The sequence below is a fragment of the Bacteroides sp. DH3716P genome (assembly GCF_025914115.1).
In the GTDB taxonomy this organism is placed as follows: domain Bacteria; phylum Bacteroidota; class Bacteroidia; order Bacteroidales; family Bacteroidaceae; genus Bacteroides; species Bacteroides ovatus.
On record NZ_CP083673.1, the window covers coordinates 3,051,553 to 3,067,121 of the forward strand.

Consider the following 15,569-nt stretch of genomic DNA (forward strand, 5'->3'; position numbering starts at 1 on the left):
CAAATCATAAAAGAAACAAATATGAATATTTTAAAATGGATGTGGAAGATTCTTCCTATAATGTTATTAGCAGTTAATGCAACAGCTTGTAACGATGATGACGATAGCGGAAAGAGAGAAAGGCCACTTACTTTTGAAGTGACCTTCTTGAGCTTGGTTTGCAATTATACCCGACCGGTTGTTGTAAATGCTCCTTTTACTGGTAAAGATTATCACTTGACGGTTACAGCTTCACCGGAAGTGACGTGGAAAGTGGAAGTGGTAAGTGGAGATTTGGTGACTGCTACTCCCTCGGGCGAGCAAAGTGGTAGTGGAGAGATTACTCTTACGGTAGCTGCCAATCCAGCTAAAGACCCTGGGAAAAAAAGTGAAGTCGTGATAACTAATAACGCAAATGATGATACTTATAGGTTTGTATTTACACAAGTAGAAAAGGTGTTACTTATTCCGGAACATACTATGATCGGACAAAGCGGACCTGAACTTTTTGAAAACGAAAACAGCAAATTTAATAAGCACTACATGAAAGAAAGCGACAATGTGGCTCTCTTTTGGGAAAAATCATTTGGTACCAATCCACAAAATGCAGAGCGGAAGTTCAATCCGGATGATTTGCTGAAAATGGCGGAGGAAGTATATGACTTCATGAAATATGATTTGTACTTTGGAAATAAGGAAGAATCCGTGACGAATAAATACAAGCTCATTGTGTATGTGATAAATGATAGTGAGGGTGGTGCTACAGGAGGAGGAAATTATCCGGTAGGTGAGTTGGCTATTCGTCCACATCATTCGGGAAATCCTAATATGGTATATCATGAGGTGTCTCACAGTTTCCAATATTTGGCCTTGTGGGATTCAGGTATTAAAGATGCTTGGTTCCCTGGCCCGATATTTGAAATGACTTCGCAATGGACATTGCTTAGACGTTCTCCGGAATGGATTGATCAGGAATTTAATCATTTTACGAATTATATTAGTGGCACGCATCGATCATTGGGGCATAATGACAATGCATACAATAATCCGTATATGTTTGAGTATTGGGCGAATAAGCATGGAGTGGAAATCATGAGCAGAATATTTCAGGAGACTACTTTGGACGATAAGACAGAATCGGGCCAACTCAACTTTATTAAAACCTATAAACGTTTGACTCACATTAATCAAGAACAACTCAATGAAGAAATGTATGATGCTGCATCCCGTTTCATTACCTGGGATTTGCCGCGTATTGAAATGGCATATGCTGCCAGAGGAGCTAATGTGCATACTTGTCAGCTTGTTCAATTGGGAGTGACTTATCGGATCTCACCCGAACGTTGCCCAAGCAACTATGGATATAACGGTATTAAATTAACAGTACCGGAGGCCGGAACTACAGTAAAAGTTAATTTTAGAGGTATAATAAACAGTTCAGAGTATAATATTCACAAACCGAATAATGCTCAATGGAGATATGGATTTCTGGCTGTGCTGAAAGATGGTTCACGTGTATATGGCGAGCCAAGCAAAGAAGATATAGGATCTGCAAGTCTTCAGGTTCCCGAGAATACGGAACATCTTTGGCTGGTAGTGGCTGCTACTCCCAAAGAAATCTATGATACGGGGGCTGACAATCAGTGGCCTTATCAGTTTACATTGGATAACACAGAACCAGATGGTGACAAATGTAGAGTAATTAAGAAGTAAGGTCTCAATAAACGAATGATTATTTCTGAGAAAGTTACCTTAAGTAGCTCTTTAAAGATAATCATTCGTTTTTGTTAATGGATATTGCTATTCGAAACCGTAATTTAAGTCTTGGTAAATATGAAACATCGTTTATGGGCATTTGTTGTTGCTTTTTTGTGTTATAGTTCGATAGTCTTTGCTGAAAGACAGGATATCCTGCTAAATAATCAGTGGAAATTCCGTTTTTCTCATCAAGTACAAAAAGGTACGGAAGTTCGAGTGGATCTACCTCATACTTGGAATGCGCAGGATGCCTTATCTGGTAAAATAGATTATAAGCGAGGAATTGGCAATTATGAGAAGAAGCTATTTGTCCAGTCACAATGGAAAGGGAAACGTCTCTTTTTACGTTTTGAAGGAGTGAATAGTATAGCTAATGTGTTTATTAACCGTAAACATATTGGTGAACATAGAGGAGGATATGGAGCTTTTGTGTTTGAAATCACAGATAGAGTAGAGTATGGAAAGGACAATTCTATTTTAGTACGAGTGAATAATGGTGAACAGTTGGATATAATGCCTTTGGTCGGAGACTTCAATTTTTATGGAGGAATTTATCGGGATGTGCATTTATTAGTTACCGATGAGATTTGTATTTCTCCTTTGGATTATGCTTCTCCGGGCGTTCGACTGATTCAAGATAGCGTAAGTCATGAATATGCTTGTGTACGTGCTCTTATTGATTTGTCTAACGGAAGTGACAAATTACGGGAACTGGAACTTAACATTATTCTCTCGAATGCAGGTAAAGTAGTGAAAGAAAAAAACGAAAAGGTTACACTTTATCCTGATTCTGTTTCACAAAAAGAAATGAGGATAGAGTTGAATAATCCACATTTATGGAATGGACGACAAGATCCGTTTCTGTATCAGGTAGAAGTCTCTCTTTTGCATAACGGAGAGATACTAGATCAGGTAATACAGCCTTTGGGACTTCGTTTTTATCGAATAGATCCGGATGAGGGTTTTTTCTTGAATGGAGAACATTTGCCACTTCGAGGAGTATGCCGTCATCAAGATAGGAGCGAGATAGGTAATGCTTTGCATCCCGAGCATCACGAAGAGGATGCGGCATTGATGCTGGAAATGGGAGTGAATGCCGTGCGACTGGCTCATTATCCTCAAGCTACTTATTTTTATGACCTCATGGATAAGCTTGGTATAGTGGTATGGGCTGAAATCCCTTTTATCGGTCCTGGCGGGTATGAAGATAAGGGTTTCGTTGATTCACCGTCTTTCCGTACCAATGGAAAAGAACAGCTTAAAGAATTAATTCGTCAGCATTATAATCATCCTTCTATTTGTGTTTGGGGATTGTTTAATGAGTTGGCAGAATATGGAGATAATCCGGTGGAGTACATTAATGAGTTGAATGTACTGGCACATCAGGAAGATACTACTCGCCCCACCACTTCTGCCAGTAACCAATCAGGAAAAATAAACTTTGTGACCGATCTTATTGCCTGGAACCGCTATGATGGATGGTATGGTGGTACCCCACAAGATTTAGGAAAATGGCTGGACTGGATGCATAAAGAATATCCTGAAATTCGTATTGCTATTAGTGAATATGGTGCCGGCGCAAGTATATATCATCAACAAGATTCGCTAGTGAAAACAAATCCCACAAGTTGGTGGCATCCGGAAAATTGGCAAACTTATTATCATATAGAAAACTGGAAAGCGATAACCGAACGTCCTTTCGTTTGGGGAAGTTTTGTGTGGAATATGTTTGACTTTGGTGCTGCGCACCGCACCGAGGGTGATCGTCCTGGAGTTAATGACAAAGGGTTGGTTACATTTGATCGGAAAGTGCGAAAAGATGCTTTTTATTTTTATAAAGCGAATTGGAATAAAGAGGATCCTATGATTTATTTAATAGGTAAACGTAACATAATACGTGTGCAGCGACAACAAACGATTATAGCCTTTTCCAATCAACCTGAAGCAGAATTATTTGTCAACGGAAAGAGTTGTGGTAAAGTGGAAACAGACCGGTATTCTATCTTGGAGTGGAAACATGTGATATTGACCCCTGGAAAGAATAAAATAGAAGTGAAAACTACAAATAAGAAACAGACACTGACAGATATGTATTATTGCATTTTATGAAAAGTATATATTATACTGGGTTGAATACATCTAATGGTCAGGAAAAGGTAATACTTAATATCAATATAATAAAAACAAATCTATGATTATAAATATGAAGCAGAGCTTAATAGCCGCTATTGGTTTGTTATTATCAAGTTCTTTATTTGCTAAAGATTATTTGATTTCGACGTCCAAAACGTCATTGTTGATTACAGCAAATGCAGGTGAACCATCAAAGATGCAATATTATGGAGTCAGTATTGCTCCCGGGCAGATACAAAGTATCTATGATGCCGGACTGGTATTGAATGCGAACAGCTATCCCGCTTTCGGTCTCCAGACGGTAGGGGAGAAAGCGATTGCTATTACTCAACCGGATGGCAATATGTCACTTGACTTGGCGGTAGATGCGGTTACTCAATACACTTCCAAGGATGGAGAGATAACCGAAGTTCTTTTGAAAGATAAGATATATCCTGTTTGGGTGAAACAATGTTATAAGGCTTATAAAGGAACGGATATAATTACCACTTGGGTTGAGATTGGCAATGCAGGTAAGAAACCAGTAACACTGTTTCAGTTTGCTTCCGCTTATTTGCCGATGTTTCGCGGGGACAACTGGCTGACTCATTTTCATGGAGCCTGGGGTGCGGAACATACGATGGATGAAGAGAAACTGACGAACGGGCAAAAAGTGATTGCTAACAAAGACGGACTGGCGAATACGGAAACGGATAATCCTTCTTTTATGTTGTCGTTGGACGGCAAACCGCAGGAAGAAACAGGAAAAGTCTTTGGGGGCGTTTTGGCTTGGAGTGGTAATTATAAGTTGAAGCTGGATGTTCGCAACACAGCACTGAATATAATAGCCGGTATGAATGAGGAAAGTTCACAATACATACTGGAACCGAAAGAGACATTCGTCACTCCTGAATTTGCCATGACATATAGTACCAATGGCAAAGGTGGGGTGAGTCGTGCTTTTCATCATTGGGCACGCCAATATAAAATGAATCGGGGTGAAAGGCTGCATGACATCTTGTTGAATAGCTGGGAAGGTGTTTATTTCAAGGTGAACCAAAAAGGGATGGATGAGATGATGGAAGCTTTCTCTGCCATGGGTGGAGAGTTGTTTGTCATGGACGATGGCTGGTTTGGAAATAAATATCCCCGTAATGGTGGAAACAGTAGTTTGGGTGATTGGGAAGTCTGCAAAGAAAAACTGCCTGAAGGTATTGAAGGACTGCTTGCGTCTGCCAGGAAGCATCATATAAAATTCGGTATCTGGATTGAACCGGAAATGTCGAATACTAAGAGCGAACTGTTCGAAAAGCACCCGGACTGGATTCTGAAAATTGATAACCGTCCTTTATCTACCGGGCGTGGCAAAACGCAGGTAGTTCTGGATTTGACTAATCCGAAAGTACAGGATTTTGTTTTTGGAGTGGTCGATAATTTGATGGCGAACTATCCGGAAATTTCCTATATGAAATGGGATGATAATTGCAGTTTGCTGGATTATGGTTCTTCCTACTTACCAAAAAACAAGCAATCACATCTCTATATTGAGTATAATAGGGGTTTACAGAAAGTACTTCAGCGTATTCGTGCCAAGTATCCTGAACTCGTGATGCAGCTATGTGCTGGTGGCGGTGCCCGCGTCAATTATGGATTGCTTCCATATTTTGATGAGTTCTGGACGAGTGATGATACGGATGCTTTGCAAAGAATTTATATGCAATGGGGAGTTTCCGGTTTCTTTCCGGCTATTGCTATGGCATCTCACGTAAGTGCGGACAAGAATCATCAGACCGGACGTCGTATTCCATTGAAATTCCGTTTTGATGTGGCAATGTCCGGGCGATTGGGAATGGAAATTCAGCCGAAGGACATGAATGATGTTGATAAGGCATTCGCCAAGCGTGCTATTGCAGCGTATAAAGATATTCGTCCTGTGGTTCAGTTCGGTGATTTGTATCGGTTGGTGTCTCCATACGATAATAAAGGAGTATCCTCTCTGATGTATGTCACTTCCGAAAAGAATAAGGCGGTCTTTTATGCATATAAGATTTCTCATTTCATCAATATGGTTATTCCGAAGGTTTGTATGAATGGATTGGATCCGTCGAAGAATTATCGTTTGGTAGATTTGACACCTGTGGACAGTAGCAAACCTTGTGACCTGAATGGTAAAATCATTAGTGGAAAGATATTGATGGAAGAAGGCATTGCATTAAAATCATTGCTGAAAAGTGAATATTCAAGTTTGGCTTTACAACTACAGGCTGTGGATTAAGTTGATAAAAGACAATGAGAATGATAAAAAGAGAAATTCCTGTTATTGGTATTTCTACTGAAATTGATATTCCGGGAAGAATATCTGTGAAAAGAAAATATGTGGATGCTGTCCTTCAAGCGGGCGGCATCCCTTTTATTCTTCCGTTTACCGACAATGTACAGATTTTACAATCTGTGGTTTCTTTTATTGATGGTTTACTCCTGACAGGTGGGGGAGATATATCGCCTGTGATATACGGAGAATCGACTCTTCCTGAATGTGGAGAATGTTGCCGGGATAGGGATGACTTTGATTATGCTTTGCTGCGCTTAGCATCCGAAAGGCAAATTCCCGTTTTAGGTATTTGTCGGGGAATGCAGATTATTAATACTTATTTTGGTGGAACATTATATCAGGATTTGCCTGCTCAATATCCCTCGGAAATTAATCATCGGTCACCGGATGCGTTTATGATATTACAGCATAATGTGCGATGTTTGAGGACCGGAAAATTGTATTCTGTTACAGGCAAGGAAAGTTTGAAAGTCTCCTCCATTCATCATCAAGCCGTTAAGAAATTGGCTTGTGGATTCAAGGCATCTGCTTTCGCTGATGATGGAGTCATAGAATCAATCGAATCTGATTCCGAACATATTTGGGGTGTTCAGTTCCACCCAGAGTTGCAGGCTGTGGAAGGGGATGAAGCTATGAAAAAACTATTTGTGTATTTTATCAGTCAGGCAAGGACATTATCATGCTGATAGTGATATAAAAGAGATGATACACAGTATCTTTTACGATATTATTGTTTTTTTGTACGGGATTTGTCATTGTGGTTTGTTCTCCGTCCTATCTTTGTAAACAGATAAATTAAGGACATTAAATCATATATTATGAATAAAGTTATGCGTAATCGATTAGCTGGAACTCTTTTATTATTATTTGTTTTTTTGTGTACATCATGGGCGCAGACATCAGGTTTGCGCAAAATGATTGATTTGAGCGGAACGTGGAGTTTTGCATTGGACCCTCACGGCAAGGGAGAACAGGAAAAACTGTGGAACATGGATTTTGCAGAAACTGTGACTTTACCCGGTACAACAGATTCGAATCGAAAAGGAATAGAGAATACCAACAAGTCGGAGACCACTTATTTGTCCAGATATTATAAATATGAAGGTGCGGCATGGTATAGCAGGAATATAGAAATACCAGCCGACTGGAAAGAAAAGCATATCGTGTTGTTTCTGGAACGTACTCGTCCGACAACCGTGTGGATCGATGGTCGGGAAGTGGGTAAATGCAACTATTTATCTACCCCACAGGAATTTAATCTCACTCACTTCCTGGCTCCCGGTTCACATAAGCTGACTATTCGTGTAGATAACGGAAAAAGTATTCCCGGGCAGATTCGTTCAAGTTCTCACGCTTGTACGGAATCTACCCAGACAAACTGGAACGGTATTATCGGACGGATGGAATTGCAGGCAATGAATCCATTGTTTATTGAGTCCATTCAGGCTTTTCCTCAAGTAGAAGACCGCTCCGTAAAAGTGAAAATAACTCTTTCCAATTCTTCAGGCATTGGTGGGAAGAAACTGCAGTTGTCAGCTTCTGCTTTCAATACTGCCAAAAAGCATAAAGCCAGATCTGCAGAATATAATTTGAAAGAGGGGAGCAAGGAATATGAATTCACTTATCAGTTGGGAGATAATGCTGTATTGTGGAGTGACCTCCAGCCGGCTCTATATCAACTGAAAGCAGAGATAAATGGCATAGACGAGAAAACAGTTCGTTTCGGTTTGCGTGACTTTAAAACTGAAGAAACGCATTTCACTATCAATGGCGCCAAAACATTTCTTCGAGGAAAACATGATGCCTGTGTATTCCCTTTGACGGGCCATACGGCGATGGACTTGGAACAATGGCGTCGTTATTTCAGGATTTGTAAGGAATATGGATTGAATCATTGTCGTTTTCATTCTTGGTGCCCACCTGCTGCGTGTTTTGAAGCTGCGGACTTGGAGGGTATTTACTTGCAGCCGGAATTACCTATCTGGGGAGGGTTTAAGAAAGAATCTGCCGAGCTGATGGATTTTCTGATGAAAGATGGAGAGAATATCATGCGTGAATATAGTAACCATGCTTCTTTTGTACTCTTTGCCTTGGGAAATGAGCTGGGAGGTGACATCAATGTGATGAAAGAGTTTGTAGATCGTTTCCGGTCCATAGAGCCGAGACACCTATACACGTATGGTTCGAATATCTTTTTAGGCTCACGAGGACATATTCCGGGTGAGGATTTTCTGGTAACTTGTCGTGTAGGCAGTGGTGAGGGTTATTCTACTCATGCTCGTGCTTCTTTCTCTTTCGCAGATGCGGAAGAAGGTGGCTATCTTAATAATACCTATCCTAATTCGGTAATGAACTTTGATGAGGCTCTGGAAAAATCTCCTGTTCCGGTGATCGGACATGAAACCGGACAGTTTCAAACTTACCCGAATTATGAGGAGATGAAGAAATATACAGGAGTCTTAGCTCCCTGGAATTTTGAAGTGTTTCGTGACCGCTTGGAGAAAGCCGGCATGCTGGAGCAGGCGGATGATTTTTTTAAAGCATCGGGTGCATGGTCTGTGGAACTTTACCGGGCAGATATTGAAATGAATCTCCGTTCCAAACGGATGGCTGGTTTTCAGTTACTCGATTTACAGGATTATCCGGGACAGGGGTCGGCTTATGTTGGTATTCTGGATGCTTTTATGGATAGTAAAGGATTGGTTGAACCGAAGAAATGGAGAGAATTCTGTAGTGAAGTGGTTCCTTTATTGACAACTGCCAAATTCTGTTGGACAGGCGGTGAATCATTCGCAGGTACTGTTGAGATTGCCAATTATGGAGAAACTTCATTGAACGAAAAAAGTATTTCATGGGAACTCAAAAATGGGAAGAAAAGCCTTGGCAAAGGTAAGATGGCTATTCCATCGGGATTAGGATTATTGACTGCCGGAACTATTCGTTTGACATTGCCCGATGTGGAGCAAGCGTATAAAGCCGAATTACTTTTGAAAGTATCCGGAACTTCCTATCAGAATAGTTATCCGCTATGGATATATCCTGCAAAGAAGCAATTGAAGGCAGGTAATGTTGTAGTTGCCCGCCAACTAACGGATGATGTGCTGAATGCCTTAAAGCAAGGTGGAAAGGTATTGTTGATGCCTCTTGAGGAAGACTGTAAAGAAGTAACAGTGGGAGGATTGTTCCAGACCGACTATTGGAATTATCGTATGTTCAAAAGTATCTGTGACCGCATCAAGAAACCTGCTTCACCTGGTACATTGGGGATTCTGACCAATCCCGAGCATCCGGTATTCGATGATTTCCCGACCGAATACCATACGAACTGGCAGTGGTATCCAATTATCAAACATAGCTATCCGCTTATTCTGGATGGTATGCCAAAAGAATACCGCCCTATTGTGCAGGTAATTGACAATGTGGAACGAAATCATAAACTCGGCTTATTGATGGAGTTGAATGTAGAGGGCAGTAAATTACTGCTTTGTATGTCCGACTTGGAAGCGGTACGTGACACACCGGAAGGATTACAATTCTATGCCGCTTTGCTGGCGTATATGAATTCTTCAGATTTTAAACCGTCCACTTCATTGTCGGTAGAATCGTTTAAGAATCTGTTTGAGACAGGTGTTCGGAAAGAGGGAATAAAAGTGCTGGATAATATCTCTTACGAATAAGTGAAGAGTAAGGAGAAAATCGTATCAATAAAGGCAAAAAAATGACAGAAGTGCTTGAATGCTATACGGAAAGAAATAGAAAAAAAGCAGACTTTACGATATTATTGTCCTTTTGTACGCAATTCGCCAATGTGAATCTGACCAGCGGCTATCTTTGCGATAGAAAGTAAAACGTATGGAGGATATTAACATTTAAATCAATACAGATAAACTCTTATAATAAAATGATGAAAAGACTAATTACATATTCGTGTATGGCGATTTTCGCTATGGGAAGCATGGCGCAGAATCAAAAGGATGAGGCTCAAATGAATCGTTTCATATCCGGTCTGATGAAAAAGATGACACTGGAAGAAAAAGTGGGGCAGTTAAGCCAATGTTCCGGTGGATTTGCCACAGGTCCTGATAATACACGTATCAGTCGGACAGAAGATATAAGTAAGGGATTGATCGGTTCTTTGCTGAATGTATCCGGTGCTGCCAATACTCGTAAATATCAGGAGGCAGCTATGAAATCACGTTTACAGATTCCTTTGCTTTTCGGATTGGATGTTATTCATGGATATAGAACAGGTTTTCCGTTGCCATTGGCAGAGGCTGCGAGTTTTGATCTGGATGCTATAGAAAGAGGATCGAGATGTGCGGCAAAGGAAGCTGCAGCAGCCGGGTTGCATTGGACGTTTGCTCCAATGGTGGATATTAGCTGGGATGCCCGGTGGGGGCGTGTGATGGAAGGGGCCGGTGAAGATCCTTATTATGGCTCGTTGGTTGCTAAGGCGCGTGTACATGGTTTACAGGGAGATGATTTATCGAAAGAGAATACTATTTTATCCTGTATTAAGCACTTTGCCGGATATGGTGCAGCTATTGCCGGAAAAGATTATAATAGTGTGGATATGTCGATGGGACAGTTTGTCAATTTCTATATGCCTCCTTACAAGGCTGGTGCAGAGGCCGGTGCTGCTACTTTCATGAGTGCGTTCAATGACTTTAATAACGAACCGTCTACCGGAAGTACTTTTCTGTTGAGGGAGCTCCTGAAGAATCAATGGGGATTTAAAGGATTTGTGGTATCCGACTGGGGATCAGTGGGAGAAATGATGAACCACCGTTATGCGAAAGATGAAAAAGAAGCTGCTTATAAAGGAATCAAGGCCGGACTGGATATGGAGATGGTAAGTGAATGCTATTCCAAGAATCTGGTGTCTCTGGTAAAAGAGGGTAAGGTATCTATCAAGCTGGTGGATGATGCTGTCAGACGTATTTTGGAACAGAAATATAAACTGGGATTATTTGATGATCCGTTCAGATACTGTGATGAAGAAAGGGAACGTACAGTGATTGGTTCACAGGAATCCCGCAAGGAAGCATGCTACGTTTCCGAACGTTCTATTGTTCTTTTGAAAAATGAAAACTCGGTGTTACCGCTTTCTTCTTCTATCAAGAAAGTTGCTTTGATTGGTGCACTTTCCAAATCGCAGAAAGATATGTGCGGTGCATGGTCCTGTGCAGAGGTTGGTAAAGTAGTAACCTTGTATGAGGCAATGGAGAAACGAGGAGTGGACATCAACTATAACGATGGCTACGACTTGAAAACGAATAAAATTGTAAATCTGGATCAGACTTTAGCTGCTGCCCGCCAATCGGATGTGGTTATCGTTGCAATGGGAGAACAAGCTTGGGAAAGCGGTGAGATGCGTTCGAAAGGAGATATTTCTATTGCTGCCGAACAACAGCGTTTGGTTTCCGAATTGGTGAAGACTGGCAAACCGGTAGTTGTACTAATGATGTGTGGTCGTCCTGTTATTTTCAATGAAGTTCGTCGGGAGGCTCCCGCTATCTTATGTACCTGGTGGCTGGGGAGTGAAGCGGGTAATGCTATCTGTAATGTACTTTGGGGAGATTATAATCCTTCGGGTAAGCTGCCAATGACTTTTCCGCAGCATAACGGACAGATACCATTGTATTATCAATATAAGAGCACAGGACGCCCCACTGCATTGGGCGGATGGTGTGCGAAGTACATTGATATTCCTACGGAGCCTGCTTATCCGTTCGGCTACGGTTTGTCATACACTACTTTCAATTATTCGGATGTGAAACTGCTTCCGGGTGATGGAAAAGGTACTTATACACGTGTTGCTGTAACGGTTACCAATACTGGAAAATGCGAGGGCGAGGAAGTTGTTCAGTTGTATGTGCGTGATGAGGTGGCTTCTATCACTCGCCCTATCAAAGAATTGAAAGGCTTTGAAAAGATTAAGCTGAGTCCAGGTGAAAGCAAAACGGTCACCTTCGACGTAAAAGATGAACAACTAGGATTCTACAATAATCAAATGAAGTTCATTGTGGAGAAAGGAGACTTCACTTTGATGGTCGGTGGAAATAGTCGTGATTTACAAGAAATAAAATACATTCTTAACTAAGAACTAATATGAAAAACAACTGGAAAAGATGGCTCATATTTCCCGCTCTATTGCCTTTCTTCTCTTGGATGGAGGCAAAGACATTGGAGGAAAATCAGATTCAACAATCTTTGGACACCATTGAATACCGGGTATTTGTGGCTGTCGATAAGGCCGGAGTGGAGCATTGGGGAGGTAAAGAAGCTTATCAAGCGAAGCTGAATGCTTTTTTCGACCAAGTGAACGACTTCTGGAACAAAGCCGGCAATGGACGTTTCAACTACTATTTCCGTTATATACCGGATCTGCAGGTGATTTACGACTGCTCCTCCCGCCAATTGGAGAAAATCTATCAGAAGAGTGCCGGTTTTCCCAATCACGATGTACTGCTGATTATAGATTCTATTCTTGATTTTGACGATGAAGAATCGGCTAAAGGATGGTATTGCGGCGGTGGGGCGGACGATCTGAATATGGTAATTTGCCGTAGCCGTAGCAAGACGGAACATGAAGATCTGTTTGGTATCGACTATTTTCATAGAGGAGTGGCACATGAGTTCGGACATTATCGTGGGGTAACCGACTTGTATGCTGATAGAATCCGGGCAAAGAACAATCCGGTGAACCATATCGAATATGAACCTGACTCTTGTGTGATGAACAGTCATTATAAAACATATAAATGGAGCTCGTATGCAGTTCATATAATCAATCACACCGCCAAATCCAAACGTCCGAGACGTGATTTCGACGGATTCTTCAAACAAATGTTCCCCGAAAACATACAGGTATCTGTAAAAGTGAAAGGTAAAAAGCAAAAAGGGGTAAAGCTGAATCTGTATGGTTCACGTGCAAAATTCAATGACCTGATCGCTACTCCTTACCGTACTTATGAGACGGATAAGAAAGGAGAATATCTGATAACTGGTGTCCCCAACTTATATGATAGCCCCGCACCTCCTTTGCATACCGACGAATTGCCTTATAACCGCTGGTTCACTTTCTTGCTCGAAGCCGAATATAAAGGGGAAAAAAAATACGTATGGCTTCCCGAATATGAGGTGCAACAGACCTTCTTTGAGAATAAGGATACCTATCAGGTGACAATTGATTTCTAAAAAATGGTAGCGCGAATGAGATAAGAAAGGTGCTATTTAGCACTTGTTCAATGCTTTATTAGCAGGAAATTCTTCCTGTTAAGCTTCCTCCTTTATCTCTGCCAAGCGGTACTCTTATGATAAATATGTAAATAAAAAACTGTGTGAAATACAAAAAGTATTAGTTTATGAAACGTATGATGAAAAGACTTTTGCCGGTTCTAATGGCTATCGCACCTTTAACCATTTGTGCACAGAAAGTGTACGAGCTGAAAGACATTTCCGGTAAAGTGCAGGTGAATGTGATTGTGAATGATAAGAATGTGGAATACTCCGTTCTTCACGACAACGATGTGATGGTGGCTCCATCTCCTATTTTCATGAAACTAACTGATGGTACAGCTTTCGGACTCAATCCGAAAGTAAAGAAGATCAGCCGCCGTTCTGTAAATGAGACTATCTATCCTCCCATCTATAAGAAGAAATCAATCAAGGACCAGTTCAATGAACTAACCATTGACTTTAAAGGAGGATATAGCTTGGTGTTCAGAGCTTATGAAGATGGTGCAGCCTATCGTTTTGTCTCTGAACTGAAGAAGCCGTTTATGGTGGAAAGCGAGCAGGCTTCTTTCTGTTTTCCGAATGATCCGAAAGTTTTTGTAGCTTCACCGAAAGGCCGAATGAACGAGGGCAAGAAAGATCCTTTCTACAGTTCTTTCCAAAATACGTATCTGGAAACTGCCTTGTCTGCATGGGATAAGGAACAGATTGCCTTTTTACCGGTTTTGGTCGAGGGAAAGAACGGAAAAAAAATCTGTATCACTGAAGCCGATTTGATGAACTATCCGGGTATGTATGTGAAACATGGTGAGCATGGATATTCTCTGGATGGAATCTTTGCAGCTTATCCGAAAACGATAGTAGACGAAGTTCGCGGACTGAAAGGGGTAGTAAAATCTCGTGAACCTTATATTGCTAGAGTGGAGGGAAACACAGCATTTCCCTGGCGTGTCATGGTCATTGCCAAGGATGATGCAGAACTGCTTTGTAATGATATGGTATATAAACTGGCTACTCCGGCACAATTTACAGATTTTTCTTGGATTAAACCGGGTAAAGTGGCTTGGGACTGGTGGAACGACTGGAATCTCTACAACGTGGATTTCCGCGCAGGTATCAACAATGAGACTTATAAATACTATATTGACTTTGCCTCGAAATTCGGTATCGAATATGTGATATTGGATGAGGGATGGGCAGTGCCGGGTAAAGCGGATTTGTTTGAGGTGATTCCTGAAATCGATTTGAAAGAGTTGATTAGCTATGCAAAAAGCAAAAATGTAGATTTGATACTTTGGGCGGGCTATCGTGCTTTTGAAAAAGACATGGATCGTGTATGTAAGCATTATGCCGCAATGGGAATCAAAGGTTTCAAGATTGATTTTATGGACCGTGACGACCAACAAGTAGTTGAGTTTAACCGTAAAGCGGCTGAAACCGGAGCAAAATACAAATTGCTGATAGATCTCCATGGAACGTTCAAACCGACTGGTTTGCAACGTACTTATCCGAATACGATCAATTTCGAGGGTGTCCATGGACTGGAAGAAATGAAGTGGGCAGAACCGGGAACAGATCAAGTGATATATGATGTGACAGCTCCTTTCATCCGCATGGTTGCCGGACCACTTGATTATACACAGGGAGCGATGAATAACGTAATCATGAAGAACTTTCATGCTGTCTATACAGAACCGATGAGTCAGGGTACACGTTGCCGTCAGTTAGCATTGTATACTATTTTTGATTCTCCTATTAATATGCTGTGTGATGCACCTACTAATTATCTGAAAGAGGAAGAATGTACGAAGTTTATCGCTGCCATTCCTACTGTATGGAATCAGACACTTCCAATAAGCGGAAAAGTAGGCGAACATATTGTAATGGCACGTGAGAAAGACGGTATCTGGTATGTGGGTGGATTGACCGACTGGAAAGAGCGTGATGTTGAAGTCGATCTGTCTTTCTTGGGTGATGGTGAGTTCAATGCAGAAATATTTAGAGATGGTATCAATGCCGATCGTGTTGGGAAAGACTATAAGCGTGAAGTGATCCGCGTATCAGCCAATAAGAAGTTGAATTTACACATGGCTCCTGGTGGTGGGTTTGTTGTGAGGATAACAAAATAATAATTGAAGATTAAGTTTTT

The 15,569-nt window shown here is 41.2% G+C and carries 8 protein-coding genes; all 8 read left to right on the plus strand.

Annotated elements, in window-relative coordinates; all coding sequences use genetic code 11:
- Positions 1-21 precede the first annotated feature (21 nt).
- The 8 genes from KQP79_RS11220 to KQP79_RS11255 all read left to right on the plus strand — a co-directional run bounded on the left by KQP79_RS11220 (position 22) and on the right by KQP79_RS11255 (position 15,549).
- Complete coding sequence (locus tag KQP79_RS11220) at positions 22-1,692, plus strand: DUF6055 domain-containing protein (protein ID WP_004314237.1); 1,671 nt, start codon at positions 22-24, stop codon at positions 1,690-1,692.
- Between the two features lie 120 nt (positions 1,693-1,812).
- The gene (locus KQP79_RS11225) at positions 1,813-3,846 is read left to right on the plus strand and encodes a glycoside hydrolase family 2 protein (RefSeq protein WP_004323100.1); all 2,034 of its coding nucleotides are present in this window, start codon (positions 1,813-1,815) and stop codon (positions 3,844-3,846) included.
- A gap of 82 nt (positions 3,847-3,928) precedes the next feature.
- Entirely contained in the window at positions 3,929-6,124 is a 2,196-nt protein-coding gene (locus KQP79_RS11230) for an alpha-galactosidase (RefSeq protein WP_004315086.1), read from the plus strand.
- A gap of 20 nt (positions 6,125-6,144) precedes the next feature.
- Positions 6,145-6,867, plus strand: a complete 723-nt coding sequence (locus tag KQP79_RS11235; RefSeq protein WP_004315087.1) for a gamma-glutamyl-gamma-aminobutyrate hydrolase family protein — start codon at positions 6,145-6,147, stop codon at positions 6,865-6,867.
- A 132-nt stretch (positions 6,868-6,999) separates the two neighbouring features.
- Positions 7,000-9,858, plus strand: coding sequence for a sugar-binding domain-containing protein (locus KQP79_RS11240; protein ID WP_004315088.1), 2,859 nt, complete (start codon positions 7,000-7,002; stop codon positions 9,856-9,858).
- A gap of 224 nt (positions 9,859-10,082) precedes the next feature.
- On the plus strand, positions 10,083-12,284 hold the full coding sequence (locus KQP79_RS11245; RefSeq protein WP_004323102.1) for a glycoside hydrolase family 3 N-terminal domain-containing protein: 2,202 nt from the start codon (positions 10,083-10,085) through the stop codon (positions 12,282-12,284).
- 8 nt (positions 12,285-12,292) lie between these two features.
- Positions 12,293-13,381 carry a hypothetical protein gene (locus KQP79_RS11250; protein WP_004323103.1) on the plus strand — a complete coding sequence of 363 codons (1,089 nt, stop codon included), beginning with the start codon at positions 12,293-12,295 and terminating at the stop codon, positions 13,379-13,381.
- A gap of 167 nt (positions 13,382-13,548) precedes the next feature.
- Positions 13,549-15,549 carry a glycoside hydrolase family 97 protein gene (locus KQP79_RS11255; RefSeq protein WP_004315091.1) on the plus strand — a complete coding sequence of 667 codons (2,001 nt, stop codon included), beginning with the start codon at positions 13,549-13,551 and terminating at the stop codon, positions 15,547-15,549.
- Positions 15,550-15,569 lie beyond the last annotated feature (20 nt).

Bases quoted from the DNA above. Each gene is read 5' to 3' on its own strand.
- KQP79_RS11220 (WP_004314237.1), top strand. From the start codon at position 22: ATGAATATTTTAAAATGGATGTGGAAGATTCTTCCTATAATGTTATTA.
- KQP79_RS11225 (WP_004323100.1), top strand. From the start codon at position 1,813: ATGAAACATCGTTTATGGGCATTTGTTGTTGCTTTTTTGTGTTATAGT.
- KQP79_RS11230 (WP_004315086.1), top strand. From the start codon at position 3,929: ATGATTATAAATATGAAGCAGAGCTTAATAGCCGCTATTGGTTTGTTA.
- KQP79_RS11235 (WP_004315087.1), top strand. From the start codon at position 6,145: ATGATAAAAAGAGAAATTCCTGTTATTGGTATTTCTACTGAAATTGAT.
- KQP79_RS11240 (WP_004315088.1), top strand. From the start codon at position 7,000: ATGAATAAAGTTATGCGTAATCGATTAGCTGGAACTCTTTTATTATTA.
- KQP79_RS11245 (WP_004323102.1), top strand. From the start codon at position 10,083: ATGATGAAAAGACTAATTACATATTCGTGTATGGCGATTTTCGCTATG.
- KQP79_RS11250 (WP_004323103.1), top strand. From the start codon at position 12,293: ATGAAAAACAACTGGAAAAGATGGCTCATATTTCCCGCTCTATTGCCT.
- KQP79_RS11255 (WP_004315091.1), top strand. From the start codon at position 13,549: ATGAAACGTATGATGAAAAGACTTTTGCCGGTTCTAATGGCTATCGCA.